This is a genomic window from Citrobacter sp. Cf132 (assembly GCF_030333885.1).
GTDB lineage: Bacteria > Pseudomonadota > Gammaproteobacteria > Enterobacterales > Enterobacteriaceae > Citrobacter > Citrobacter freundii.
The window spans coordinates 158,802-171,754 of sequence record NZ_JAOWFA010000057.1; the positions used below are offsets into that span (position 1 = coordinate 158,802).

15 protein-coding genes are annotated in these 12,953 nt (G+C 51.8%); 10 read left to right on the plus strand and 5 right to left on the minus strand.

Annotated features, from left to right (window positions below; all coding sequences use genetic code 11):
- The first annotated feature begins 30 nt into the window (after window positions 1–30).
- The 7 genes from purF (at window position 31) to hisP (ending at window position 6,678) form a co-directional block, all read left to right on the plus strand.
- Window positions 31–1,548 (plus strand): amidophosphoribosyltransferase, encoded by a 1,518-nt coding sequence (purF, locus tag OGV85_RS14145; protein ID WP_003028127.1) that lies wholly within the window; start codon window positions 31–33, stop codon window positions 1,546–1,548.
- Window positions 1,549–1,644: 96 nt separating this feature from the next.
- Complete coding sequence (locus tag OGV85_RS14150; protein ID WP_003028125.1) at window positions 1,645–2,214, plus strand: UbiX family flavin prenyltransferase; 570 nt, start codon at window positions 1,645–1,647, stop codon at window positions 2,212–2,214.
- Window positions 2,215–2,501: 287 nt separating this feature from the next.
- On the plus strand, window positions 2,502–3,284 hold the full coding sequence (gene argT / locus OGV85_RS14155) for a lysine/arginine/ornithine ABC transporter substrate-binding protein ArgT (protein WP_061547528.1): 783 nt from the start codon (window positions 2,502–2,504) through the stop codon (window positions 3,282–3,284).
- A 247-nt stretch (window positions 3,285–3,531) separates the two neighbouring features.
- Window positions 3,532–4,314 (plus strand): histidine ABC transporter substrate-binding protein HisJ, encoded by a 783-nt coding sequence (hisJ, locus tag OGV85_RS14160; RefSeq protein ID WP_003028120.1) that lies wholly within the window; start codon window positions 3,532–3,534, stop codon window positions 4,312–4,314.
- Between the two features lie 186 nt (window positions 4,315–4,500).
- Complete coding sequence (locus OGV85_RS14165) at window positions 4,501–5,187, plus strand: histidine ABC transporter permease HisQ (RefSeq protein WP_003028118.1); 687 nt, start codon at window positions 4,501–4,503, stop codon at window positions 5,185–5,187.
- On the plus strand, window positions 5,184–5,891 hold the full coding sequence (gene hisM / locus OGV85_RS14170; protein ID WP_003028116.1) for a histidine ABC transporter permease HisM: 708 nt from the start codon (window positions 5,184–5,186) through the stop codon (window positions 5,889–5,891). Before OGV85_RS14165 ends, hisM begins: the two co-directional genes overlap by 4 nt.
- Window positions 5,892–5,904: 13 nt before the next feature.
- A complete protein-coding gene (gene hisP / locus OGV85_RS14175) occupies window positions 5,905–6,678 on the plus strand; it encodes a histidine ABC transporter ATP-binding protein HisP (protein ID WP_003028114.1) in 774 nt (257 codons plus the stop codon).
- Between the two features lie 33 nt (window positions 6,679–6,711).
- On the opposite strand, the gene OGV85_RS14180 is transcribed toward hisP, so the two are convergent.
- The 4 genes from OGV85_RS14180 to yfcG form a co-directional block, all read right to left on the minus strand.
- Window positions 6,712–7,227 (minus strand): GNAT family N-acetyltransferase, encoded by a 516-nt coding sequence (locus OGV85_RS14180; protein WP_071524476.1) that lies wholly within the window; start codon window positions 7,225–7,227, stop codon window positions 6,712–6,714.
- 71 nt (window positions 7,228–7,298) lie between these two features.
- Entirely contained in the window at window positions 7,299–8,192 is an 894-nt protein-coding gene (locus OGV85_RS14185; RefSeq protein WP_003028110.1) for a TIGR01777 family oxidoreductase, read from the minus strand.
- A gap of 20 nt (window positions 8,193–8,212) precedes the next feature.
- The gene (folX, locus tag OGV85_RS14190; RefSeq protein ID WP_003028107.1) at window positions 8,213–8,575 is read right to left on the minus strand and encodes a dihydroneopterin triphosphate 2'-epimerase; all 363 of its coding nucleotides are present in this window, start codon (window positions 8,573–8,575) and stop codon (window positions 8,213–8,215) included.
- Window positions 8,576–8,629: 54 nt separating this feature from the next.
- Window positions 8,630–9,265 carry a GSH-dependent disulfide bond oxidoreductase gene (yfcG, locus tag OGV85_RS14195; protein ID WP_061547561.1) on the minus strand — a complete coding sequence of 212 codons (636 nt, stop codon included), beginning with the start codon at window positions 9,263–9,265 and terminating at the stop codon, window positions 8,630–8,632.
- A 134-nt stretch (window positions 9,266–9,399) separates the two neighbouring features.
- Here yfcG and yfcF point away from each other — a divergent pair, with 134 nt between their 5' ends.
- Genes yfcF through yfcD form a run of 3 tightly spaced genes read left to right on the plus strand, consistent with a single transcriptional unit; the run spans window position 9,400 to window position 11,262 of the window.
- The gene (yfcF, locus tag OGV85_RS14200) at window positions 9,400–10,044 is read left to right on the plus strand and encodes a glutathione transferase (RefSeq protein ID WP_003839339.1); all 645 of its coding nucleotides are present in this window, start codon (window positions 9,400–9,402) and stop codon (window positions 10,042–10,044) included.
- A gap of 55 nt (window positions 10,045–10,099) precedes the next feature.
- Window positions 10,100–10,651 carry a phosphodiesterase gene (gene yfcE / locus OGV85_RS14205; protein WP_061547527.1) on the plus strand — a complete coding sequence of 184 codons (552 nt, stop codon included), beginning with the start codon at window positions 10,100–10,102 and terminating at the stop codon, window positions 10,649–10,651.
- Window positions 10,652–10,707: 56 nt separating this feature from the next.
- Complete coding sequence (gene yfcD / locus OGV85_RS14210; protein WP_003839343.1) at window positions 10,708–11,262, plus strand: NUDIX hydrolase YfcD; 555 nt, start codon at window positions 10,708–10,710, stop codon at window positions 11,260–11,262.
- Between the two features lie 56 nt (window positions 11,263–11,318).
- On the opposite strand, the gene yfcC is transcribed toward yfcD, so the two are convergent.
- On the minus strand, window positions 11,319–12,839 hold the full coding sequence (gene yfcC, locus OGV85_RS14215) for a putative basic amino acid antiporter YfcC (RefSeq protein ID WP_061547526.1): 1,521 nt from the start codon (window positions 12,837–12,839) through the stop codon (window positions 11,319–11,321).
- Window positions 12,840–12,953: the final 114 nt, after the last annotated feature.

Here is a 12,953-nt window from a genome sequence, read left to right on the forward strand (position 1 = left end):
TTGGGTCGTTGCTGAACGAGGAAAAGACGTATGTGCGGTATTGTCGGTATCGCCGGTGTTATGCCGGTAAACCAGTCGATTTATGACGCGTTAACGGTGCTCCAGCATCGTGGTCAGGATGCTGCGGGCATCATCACCATTGATGCCAACAACTGCTTCCGCTTGCGTAAAGCAAACGGAATGGTGAGCGATATTTTTGAAGCGCGCCATATGCAGCGTTTGCAGGGCAATATGGGCATCGGTCATGTGCGTTACCCAACGGCTGGCAGCTCCAGCGCCTCCGAAGCTCAACCTTTTTACGTCAACTCACCGTATGGCATCACGCTTGCCCATAATGGCAACCTGACCAACGCGCATGAGTTGCGTAAAAAGCTGTTTGAAGAAAAGCGCCGCCACATCAATACCACTTCAGATTCTGAAATTCTGCTGAATATTTTCGCCAGCGAGCTGGATAACTTCCGCCATTACCCGCTGGAGGCCGACAATATTTTTGCTGCCATTGCGGCAACCAACCGCCAGATTCGCGGCGCCTATGCCTGCGTGGCGATGATTATCGGTCACGGTATGGTTGCCTTCCGCGACCCTAACGGTATCCGTCCGCTGGTAATGGGCAAACGTGATATTGGCGATGGACGTACCGAGTACATGGTGGCGTCTGAGAGCGTAGCGCTGGACACGTTGGGCTTTGAATTCCTGCGCGACGTAGCCCCTGGCGAAGCGGTGTATATCACCGAAAAAGGCCAGCTGTTTACCCGTCAGTGTGCTGATAACCCGGTGAGCAATCCGTGTCTGTTTGAATACGTTTACTTCGCTCGTCCTGACTCCTTTATCGACAAGATTTCTGTCTACAGCGCCCGTGTGAATATGGGGACTAAGCTTGGCGAAAAAATTGCCCGTGAGTGGGAAGATCTGGACATCGACGTAGTCATCCCAATCCCGGAAACCTCCTGCGATATCGCGCTGGAAATTGCCCGTATTCTCGGGAAGCCGTACCGTCAGGGGTTTGTGAAAAACCGCTATGTGGGACGCACCTTTATCATGCCGGGCCAGCAGCTGCGCCGTAAATCAGTACGCCGTAAGCTGAACGCTAACCGTGCGGAATTCCGTGATAAAAACGTGCTGCTGGTGGATGACTCCATCGTGCGCGGCACCACTTCAGAACAGATTATCGAGATGGCGCGTGAAGCCGGAGCGAAGAAGGTGTATCTGGCCTCTGCCGCCCCGGAAATTCGCTTCCCGAACGTTTATGGCATCGATATGCCTACGGCGACGGAGCTGATTGCGCATGGTCGTGAAGTGGACGAGATTCGCCAGATAATCGGCGCAGATGGTCTGATCTTCCAGGACCTGAACGATCTGATTGAAGCTGTCCGTGCTGAGAATCCAGATATTCAGCAGTTTGAATGTTCAGTGTTTAACGGTGTGTACGTCACCAAAGACGTCGACCAGCAATATCTCGATTTCCTCGACTCCCTGCGTAATGATGATGCTAAAGCGGTATTGCGTCAGAACGAAGCGGAAAACCTTGAAATGCACAACGAAGGTTAATGTTTGCTCGCAAGCAAGGGCGCAACCTGCACCCTTGCTTGCAACTCACCCTAATTTCCTGCAAAGTCGGCCCTGAGCAAGTAAGGGCTATTACACATGAAACGACTCATCATTGGTATTTCTGGCGCAAGCGGGGCAATTTACGGCGTGCGCCTGCTGCAGGTTTTGCGTGACGTTACCGATGTGGAAACCCATCTGGTGATGAGTGCCGCTGCCCGGCAGACGCTGGCACTGGAAACGGACCTCTCTGTGCGCGACGTGCAGGCGCTGGCAAATGTGAATCATGATACGCGCGATATCGCCGCCAGTATCTCCTCCGGCTCTTTTCAGACCGCCGGCATGGTCATCCTGCCGTGTTCAATCAAAACCCTTTCCGGCATTGTCCACAGTTACACCGATGGGTTGCTTACCCGTGCGGCAGATGTGGTGTTGAAAGAACGTCGTCCGCTGGTGCTGTGTGTACGCGAAACGCCGCTGCATCTGGGGCATCTGCGCCTCATGACTCAGGCGGCAGAAATTGGCGCAGTGATTATGCCACCAGTCCCGGCGTTCTATCATCGTCCACAAACGCTCGATGATGTGATTAATCAAACGGTTAATCGCGTGCTTGACCAGTTTGATATTACCCTTCCGCAGGACCTGTTCACCCGCTGGCAAGGGGCGTAAGCCGTTCCATCAGCGTGCAAAGAAATATCCGTTGCCCTGTTTCAGGGCAATTTTGTAACCGCGATCATATCCTCAACATTTAATTCGTTAAAACTCAACGAAACGCTGCGGTTCAACCGTCAGACCTGCTATCTTCAAAATCAGGACATTATTGCAACGTTTTATTAACATATTTAACGTCAAATATCCTCATCGACGCGAAAATGGCATAAGACCTGCATGAAAAAGTCTGCAAACACACAACACAACGTAAAACATAATAAAATTACGCCACTTGAGGGTTATGTATGAAGAAGACGGTTCTTGCTTTGTCTTTGTTGGTAGGACTCTCCGCCACCGCGGCCTGCTACGCAGCACTTCCGCAGACGGTTCGTATTGGTACAGATACAACGTATGCACCTTTTTCCTCTAAAGATGCCAAAGGCGACTTCGTCGGCTTTGATATCGATCTGGGAAATGAGATGTGTAAGCGCATGCAGATCAAATGTACCTGGGTTGCCAGCGACTTTGATGCGCTGATCCCGTCGCTGAAAGCGAAAAAAATTGATGCCATTATCTCCTCGCTTTCTATCACCGAGAAGCGTCAGCAAGAGATTGCATTCTCAGACAAACTTTACGCAGCAGACTCACGGCTGATCGCCGCGAAAGGTTCCCCAATTAAACCGACTCTGGACTCCCTCAAGGGTAAACACGTTGGCGTGTTGCAAGGCTCTACTCAGGAAGCCTATGCCAATGACAACTGGCGTAGTAAAGGCGTGGATGTGGTGGCCTATGCGAACCAGGATCTTATCTATTCTGATCTGACGGCGGGCCGTCTCGACGCAGCGTTGCAGGATGAGGTCGCGGCCAGCGAAGGCTTCCTGAAGCAACCTGCCGGTAAGGACTACGACTTTGCAGGTCCTTCGGTGAAAGATAAAAAATACTTTGGCGACGGAACCGGGATTGGTTTGCGCAAAGATGACACCGAGCTGAAAGCCGCTTTTGATAAAGCGCTGGGTGAACTGCGCAAAGACGGCACCTACGACAAAATGGCGAGCAAATATTTTAATTTTAATGTCTACGGCGATTAATACAGCGGCGTGGGGAATTGACTGCACCATTGCGGGTAACCATTACGGTGCATAATACATTCAGTGCACTGTTTTGGTGCTTTTATCGCTGACTTAATAAGCATGAGTGCATACTTAAGCGCTTTTCATGCAAATAAATACCGCCGGCAGGGTAGAATGCTTTGCCTTGTCGGCCTGATTAATGGCACGATAACTGCACCTGGTCCTGTAAAGATCCCCTATAAAAGACAGTCTGTTGAGGATAGTTATGAAAAAACTGGTGTTGTCTCTTTCTCTGGTTCTGGCTTTCTCCAGTGCTACCGCAGCATTTGCAGCCATTCCGCAAAAAATTCGTATCGGTACCGATCCTACTTATGCGCCGTTCGAATCGAAAAATGCCCAGGGTGAATTAGTCGGTTTTGATATCGATCTGGCTAAAGAGCTGTGCAAACGTATTAATACGCAATGTACCTTCGTGGAAAACCCGCTGGACGCGCTGATCCCTTCGCTAAAAGCGAAGAAAATCGATGCCATCATGTCCTCGCTTTCCATTACTGAAAAACGTCAGCAGGAAATCGCTTTTACTGACAAGCTTTATGCAGCCGACTCGCGTCTGGTTGTCGCTAAAGATTCAGCTATTCAGCCGACCATTGAGTCGCTGAAAGGTAAACGTGTTGGTGTGCTGCAGGGCACCACCCAGGAAACGTTCGGCAACGAACACTGGGCGCCAAAAGGTATTGAGATTGTCTCTTATCAGGGGCAGGACAATATCTATTCTGACCTGACTGCCGGGCGTATTGACGCCGCGTTCCAGGATGAAGTCGCGGCCAGCGAAGGCTTCCTGAAACAGCCAGTCGGTAAAGATTACAAATTCGGCGGTCCGTCTGTGAAAGACGAGAAGTTGTTCGGCGTGGGTACCGGTATGGGGCTGCGCAAAGACGATAACGAGCTGCGCGAAGCACTGAACAAAGCCTTTGCCGAAATGCGAGCTGACGGTACTTACGAGAAGCTGGCGAAAAAGTACTTCGATTTTGATGTTTACGGCGGTTAATTACCGCAGGTGCTGATAAAGCCCGTAGATTTTTGACGCGTTGAATTTATGCCTGATGGCGCTGCGCTTATCAGGCCTACGGTGATTTTGTAGGCCGGATAAGGCAAAGCCGCCATCCGGCATTTAACGGTTAGTCTGAAATCAAAAGAGGCTTACTACTCCACCACACACGACAGGACAGGCAGCATGTTGTATGGCTTTTCAGGTGTTATTTTACAGGGCGCAATTGTTACGCTGGAGCTGGCACTCAGCTCGGTGGTACTGGCGGTTCTGATAGGTCTTGTCGGCGCAGCAGCAAAGCTGTCGCAAAGCCGGGCAATGGGGCTTATTTTCGAAGGGTACACAACGCTAATCCGCGGCGTGCCCGATCTGGTCTTAATGCTGCTCATCTTCTACGGATTACAAATCGCGCTGAATACCATTACCGATGCCATCGGTATCGGCCAGATTGATATCGATCCGATGGTTGCGGGCATTATCACCCTTGGATTTATCTACGGTGCCTACTTTACCGAAACTTTTCGCGGTGCGTTTATGGCTGTACCAAAAGGCCATATTGAAGCCGCGACGGCGTTTGGCTTTACCAGCTCACAAATATTTCGTCGCATTATGTTCCCGGCGATGATGCGTTATGCCTTACCGGGAATCGGTAATAACTGGCAGGTTATTCTTAAGGCTACGGCACTGGTGTCGCTGCTCGGCCTGGAAGACGTGGTGAAAGCGACCCAGCTTGCCGGGAAGAGTACCTGGGAGCCGTTCTATTTTGCCGTCGTGTGCGGGGTCATCTATCTGGTGTTTACCACTGTTTCTAATGGTGTGCTGCTGTACCTTGAGCGCCGCTATTCCGTGGGTGTAAAGAGGGCTGACCTGTGATCGAGATTATTCAGGAATACTGGAAGTCCCTGCTGTGGACCGACGGATATCGCTACACTGGCGTCGCTATCACCCTGTGGCTTTTGATTTCGTCAGTAGTGATGGGCGGAATACTTGCGCTCTTTTTGGCTATTGGCCGCGTTTCCAGTAATAAATTTATCCAGTTTCCTATCTGGCTGTTCACCTATATTTTTCGTGGCACGCCGCTGTACGTTCAGCTACTGGTGTTTTATTCCGGGATGTATACGCTGGAGATAGTTAAAGGCACGGACTTCCTCAACGCGTTTTTCCGCAGCGGGCTGAATTGCACCGTGCTGGCGTTGACGCTGAATACCTGCGCCTATACCACTGAGATTTTCGCCGGGGCTATCCGTTCTGTGCCTCACGGTGAGATTGAGGCTGCTCGCGCATACGGTTTCTCGTCATTCAAACTGTATCGATGCATTATTTTACCTTCCGCGCTGCGTATTGCGTTGCCGGCTTACAGCAATGAAGTCATTTTAATGCTGCACTCCACGGCGCTGGCGTTTACCGCAACGGTACCAGACCTGTTGAAAATCGCCCGCGATATCAACTCGGCAACGTATCAGCCGTTTACCGCCTTCGGTATTGCCGCTGTACTGTATTTGATTATTTCGTATGTCCTGATCAGTCTGTTCCGTAAAGCGGAAAAACGCTGGTTGCAGCATGTATCCTCTAAATGATTCGAGTAACACGATGTCTGAAAATAAATTAAACGTTATCGATTTACATAAGCACTACGGCGAACATGAAGTGCTGAAAGGGGTGTCGCTGCAGGCCAACGCGGGTGATGTTATCAGTATTATTGGCTCATCAGGTTCCGGTAAAAGTACCTTCCTGCGCTGCATTAACTTTCTTGAGAAACCAAGCGCTGGGTCGATTGTAGTCAGTGGTCAGAATATTGGTCTGGTGCGCGACAAAGACGGTCAGCTCAAGGTTGCGGATAAAAACCAGCTGCGCCTGCTGCGCACGCGTCTGACGATGGTCTTTCAGCACTTTAATCTGTGGAGCCACATGACGGTGCTGGAAAACGTCATGGAAGCGCCGATCCAGGTGTTGGGGCTGAGCAAACAGGAAGCCCGCGACCGTGCGGTGAAGTATCTGGCTAAAGTGGGCATTGATGAGCGCGCGCAGGGCAAATATCCGGTGCATCTGTCCGGTGGTCAGCAGCAGCGTGTTTCCATAGCCCGTGCGCTGGCGATGGAGCCGGAAGTGTTGCTGTTTGATGAACCCACGTCGGCACTAGATCCTGAGCTGGTGGGTGAAGTGCTGCGCATTATGCAACAGCTGGCCGAAGAGGGGAAAACCATGGTGGTGGTGACTCACGAAATGGGGTTTGCCCGTCATGTTTCCACGCACGTGATTTTCCTGCATCAGGGGAAAATTGAGGAAGAGGGCGACCCGGAGCAGGTATTCGGTAATCCGCAAAGTCCACGTTTGCAGCAGTTCCTCAAAGGTTCGTTGAAGTAAATCACCTGCCCGGAGGCGTTACGTTTTCCGGGCCTACAATTTTAGTGCGTCGCGCTCCAGCCGAAACACCCAGTCGTCGTAGGCGATGCCATCAATCTCATACGCCTTTTCCAGTACCTGCGTACGCACAAACCCCGTTTTTTCCAGAATACGAACAGAACCCTTATTCTCCGCGAGTGCATAAGCGTTTATCGCCGTGACGGCCGTGCGCTCGAAAGCGTACTGGCACACTGCCGTCACGGCTTCGCTGGCAATCCCTTTCCCCTGAGCTTCTGGCAAAATGGCGTAGCCGAGGTCGGCCTCGTGTGGGTATAAATGGCTGATTTGCAGGCCAATATCACCGAGAGGCGTTGATTTGTTATGCTCGCGGATGACAAAAGTATGCTGTGCAGCCAGACGTCTGGCGAATAACAGACGCGTGTCTTTCGCTGGGGCAATATCACCCATATAGCGCATGACTTCCGGGCATTCACGTAATCTCTGGAAAAATGACCAGTCAGAAAATTTAAATAAGGACAGGGTAAGTCGGGGAGTCGAAATTATCGCCATAACGTCGCCATTGCGGAAATCTGGCCTATAACCTTACCACCACAACAGCGACCGTGAATAGAGCTACGGGATTATCGGATCACATCCGCCAACGCTTCTTCTAAATCGTACCAGCGAAATGCAAAACCGGACGCTTCCAGGCGTTTGGGCAATGCTCGCTGCCCGCCGAGGACCAGCACCGAAGACTCGCCCATCAGCAGCCGCATAGCGGTGGCGGGAATGCGCAGAATGGCAGGGCGGTTTAGAGCGTGTCCCAGAGCGTGGGCAAACTGCTCATTGTGCACCGGGTATGGCGAAACCATATTGAAGGGACCGCGTAGATCATTATTCAGCAGCCAGATAATTCCGTTGACCATATCATCAACATGGATCCAGGCCATATACTGTCGTCCGTTACCGATTGGGCCGCCTAAGCCAAGACGAAACGGCGGGACCATTTTCGCCAGAATACCGCCAGCAGAGGCTAGTACCACGCCGGTACGCAGCATACACACGCGGGTTTTGTCGCTTTGCGCAGTGCTGGCAATTTGCTCCCAGCGGGCGCACAGCTTATGGGTAAATTCGTTATGCGGTGGCTCTTCTTCCGTAACCACAACTTCGCCCAAATCGCCGTAGTAACCGGTAGCGGAACCGGAGATTAACACTGAGGGCGGCGTCTCGCTGGCATTGATTAAATCGACCAGTTTCTGCGTAATGCCCCAACGGCTCTGGCACAGGCGTTCCTTTTGCTGCGCGCTCCAGCGCTTATCTGCAATAGGCTCTCCGGCAAGGTTAATCACGGCATCAATGTCATTGAGATGTTGCCGCTCTTCCAGTCCTTTCCATAACGTGACCCGAGAGTCGAGAATCTGACGAGCCTTATCAGGGGTACGTGTCACTACAATTATCTGATGCCCCAGTTCCAGCAGGCAGGGGATCAGATGACGTCCAATCAGGCCAGTACCGCCGGTAATCAGAATCTGCATGTCGCCTCCCGGGTTACGTTTTAGCGCTGCCAGCTCAGTGTCATAGAAACTGAGTCGGCGTAACGCAATGCGTGAAGTTTATCTATCTCCACTTCAGCATAAGTGACCCAGTGATGTTCGCGTGCGATATCGAGCACATCTTGAGTTAATTTTTCTAACAATGAGAAGCGGTTACCCTCCACGTGGGCAATGATGCTCTTGGTTATTGTGCGATAATTCAGCGCGTCGTTGATATCTTCGCTGGTACGGGCTTTGTCTGCCGGATAGTGAATGGCAATGTTGATGACGATATCCTGGCGGTTAAGGATCTCCTCTTCTTTGATGCCGATAAAAGTGCGCAGACGAAGGTTTTTTATACGAATAATAGCGTCAGGTTGTGACATTGCAGGTTTCCTCCATGTATGAACCTTTGCATGATACACGAGAACCGAATTGCGTCATCGCTTCTCGCTTTGTGCGTGCTGCATGGCGCGTTCAGTCGCGGGACGTGTACGAATGCGTTCATGCCAGTTATTGACCGCTGGGTAGTTGTCGAGGTCGATGCGCTGACGCTGATGGGCGTGGATCCACGGCCAGCTTGCAATGTCGGCAATGCTGTAGTGATCGCCTCCCAGCCAGGGTGACGATTCCAGACGTTTATTCATCACGTTGTACAGGCGCTGGGTTTCAACCTGGTATCTTTCAATGGCGTAAGGGATCGTTTGCGGAGCGTAATGACTGAAATGATGATTTTGCCCCAGCATAGGACCCAGACCGCTGACCTGCCAGAACAGCCACTGCAGCGTGGTGTGGCGTTCGCGTAATTCACCGCTGAGCAGCTTACCGCTCTTTTCTGCCAGATAGAGTAAAATTTCTCCGGACTCAAACAAGCTGATGGGCTTTCCGCCGTCCACCGGGGCATGATCGATAATGGCCGGGATTTTATTGTTCGGCGAGATCTGCAGAAAATCGGGGTGAAACTGGCTACCTTTGCTGATATCGACATGAATCAGACGGTATTGCAGCTGCGCCTCTTCAAGAAACAACGTGATTTTGTGACCGTTTGGCGATGGCGTGTAATAGAGATCGATCATTTTCAGCATCCGTTTTGTCATGAACCGGGTCATAACAAGTATAGAGCCTGTTGGCGTGCTTGAGTTTTCATCAAGTGACAGCGAGAGAAAGACTCTATATTTTGAAGGCAAGCTAATACACTTCAGAGGACATTATGAGCAAACCTGCAATTACGCTGTGGTCAGATGCCAATTTTTTCTCCCCTTACGTGCTGTCTGTTTATGTCGCTCTGCAAGAGAAAGGGCTGCCTTTTACGCTGAAAACCGTTGATCTCAACAGTGGAGAACATTTGCAACCTTCATGGCAAGGTTACGCCTTGACGCGCCGCGTACCGGTTCTTGAGATCGATGGTTTTGAACTGAGCGAATCATCAGCGATTACGGAATTCCTGGAAGAGAGCTTTGCGCCGCCACAGTGGGAGCGTATCTATCCGCACGATGTGCAAAAACGCGCGCGGGCGCGCCAGGTTCAGGCGTGGATCCGCAGCGATTTAATGCCTATCCGTGAAGAACGCTCAACGGATGTCGTTTTTGCTGGCGTGAAGAAAGGACCGTTAAGCGAAGCGGGAAAAGCCAGTGCGGAAAAATTGTTCGCTACTGCCGGCAGTTTACTGAGCCACGGTAAGCAGAACTTATTTGGCGAATGGTGTATCGCTGACTGTGATTTAGCGCTAATGCTTAATCGCCTGGTCCTGAATGGCGATGAGGTTCCGGAAGCGCTTGCGGAATACGCCACCTTCCAGTGGCAGCGCGCTTCAGTACAGCGTTTTATCGCGCTTTCCGCGAAGCGTTCCTGCTGAAAAACGGGCCGTAATCCAGTATCATTACAAGGTACTTTTCAGCGAGGAGTGAGTGATGAAACTGATGTTCGCATCGGACATTCATGGTTCGTTGCCAGCCACGGAACGCGTACTCGAACGGTTTGCTGCAAGCGGCGCGCAATGGCTGGTGATATTGGGTGATGTTTTAAACCACGGGCCGCGTAATGCGCTTCCAGAAGGCTATGCACCTGCGCAGGTTGCAGAACGGCTGAATGAACAGGCATCGCGAATTATTGCGGTGCGTGGTAATTGCGACAGCGAAGTGGATCAGATGCTCCTGCATTTTCCGATGACTGCGCCGTGGCAGCAAATTCTGACAGAAAACCAGCGACTCTTTTTGACGCACGGACATCTTTTTGGCCCGCAAAATATGCCGGCGCTCAATGCGGGCGATGTTCTGGTTTATGGGCATACTCATCTGCCGGTTGCTGAGCTGCGCGAGGATATCTATCATTTCAATCCCGGCTCGGTAAGCATCCCTAAAGGGGGCTTTGCGGCAAGTTACGGGATTCTGGATGATAATGTTCTCAGCGTAATGGCACTCAATGATCAAAGTGTTATTGCACAGGTCGAGATTAATCCGTAATTTACCCCACAAACATAAACGCGCCGTAAGAGCGCCAGAAAAAAGAAGGTTTCCTGATGGTGGAACAGCGTCGTTTGGCAAGTACTGAATGGGTGGATATTGTGAATGAAGACAATGAGGTCATTGCACAGTCCAGCCGGGAACAAATGCGGGCGCAACGCTTACGCCATCGTGCAACGTATATCGTTGTGCATGATGGTATGGGCAAAATTCTGGTTCAACGTCGCACTGAGACAAAAGATTTTTTGCCCGGTATGCTGGATGCCACCGCAGGCGGTGTTGTTCAGGCTGACGAGCAGATGCTGGAATCAGCGCGCCGTGAAGCAGAAGAGGAACTGGGGATTGCGGGCGTGCCGTTTGCCGAGCATGGTCAGTTTTACTTTGAAGACCAGAACTGTCGCGTATGGGGCGGGCTGTTTAGCTGTGTTTCCCACGGACCGTTCGCGCTGCAGGAAGAAGAAATTAGCGAAGTTTGCTGGCTGACGCCGGAAGAAATTACCGCGCGCTGCGACGAATTTACACCGGACTCCCTGAAAGCCCTGGCGCTGTGGATGACCCGCAACGCCAAGAATGAAGGGGCGAAAGCCGAAAAGCAGGAAGAAGCTGAGTAACCTCTGTTCATCCGGCCTACTGCGTCGAGAAATCGAGTAGGCCGGACGTGCGGTTTTTAATGGTAACCCATTATCTGCGCACCAATCACCACCACGCTGGACATAATAAACAGCAGCCCCAACAGCGTAGCACCTACCTTCAGCCAGTTACGAAAATCCACCCGACAAACACCTAACGTAGCCATCAGAGATGCCGACGTCGGATAGATAATATGGCTGAATCCGTCGCCAAACTGGAAGGCCAGCACGGTAACCTGACGGTTGACGCCAACCAGATCGCCCAGCGGCGCTAACAGCGGCATGGTCAACGCTGCCTGACCAGAGCCGGAGGTGACGAAGAAATTAAACACCGCCTGGAACAACAGCATAAACCACGCCGCGATGGCGTTATCCAGTCCGCTGATGCCATTGGCAATACTGTGCAGCAGAGTGTTTAACACGCTGGCTTCACCCGCCTCTCCATTACCGACCAGCAGTAAAATGCCTTTGGCAAAACCAACCAGCAGGGCAGGGGCAATCATCATTCGTGCTCCCTCAGTGAATGAGGAGGCCATGATGTTGACCGTCATGCCGTTGAGCCGAAACACGACGCCGATAATGCCAATTACCAGGCCCATCGTGAAGAACTGGCTGGCAATCTCAGGAATAAACCATGCGTGGACGATAACGCCCCAAATGACCCACACGATCACGCCCGTCAGCACCATCAGCACCAGCCAGTCGCCGAGCGTGAAGCGGCGCTCAATGACTTCATCCTGCTGTTCGCGGAAGAAACGGTCTGATTCATGCACGCGCGACAGCTGCGGATTCTTTTTGATGCGCGCCGCATAGGCCAGCGTGAAGGTCAGGCCAATCATTGTGGCAACGACCCACACCACGATACGCAAACCTGAGCCGGAGAGCACCGGAACGCCCGCAATGCCTTGCGCGACCACCACGCAAAATGGGTTCATCCATGAGCTGGCGAAACCAATCTGAGTCGCGATATAGGTAACCAGAACGGTGGTGATACTGTCGTAACCCAAGCGCACCATCAGCGGCGCGATGATAATGGCAAAGGCAACCGCCTCTTCCCCCATGCCAAACACCGCGCCGCCTAAGGAGAAGAGAATAAACAGCACTGGGATAAAGAGGATCTCGTTGCCCCGCGTATGGCGGATGAGCGCCAGGATGCCGTTATCAATGGTGCCGGTACGCATAACGATGCCAAATGCGCCGCCAATGACCAGCATAAACATAATGATGCCGACCGCGGTGCCGAATTTCGAGCCGGAGGTTAACCCTTCGAACGGAAAGTTCATCAGGCCAGGACGCTCATCGCCGGTGGTAAAAAACTTAACCGGGTGATACTGCTCTTCACCGGCTTCATTGGTCAGAATACGGAAAGAGTGGGGGTCAACCACCTTACGGGTCTTAGTTTGCCCGTCAACCTGGTACTGCACCTCCTGGCTGTCGAACATCCCGACGGGAACAACCCATGTCGCCAGACTGGTTAAAATAGCGACGAAAAAAATAATCACCAGCGTGTCGGGCATCGCCCATTTTTTGGCTGGCTGTGATTCTGTTACTGCTGACATGAAAGACTATCCCTGTTGCAACGCAAAGAGGGTAAGTATGCGAACAGAAGAATAGTTATTCATTGATGCAGCGCATTCAGGCAAATATTTCAGATTATGCCAAAGGGGAAACAG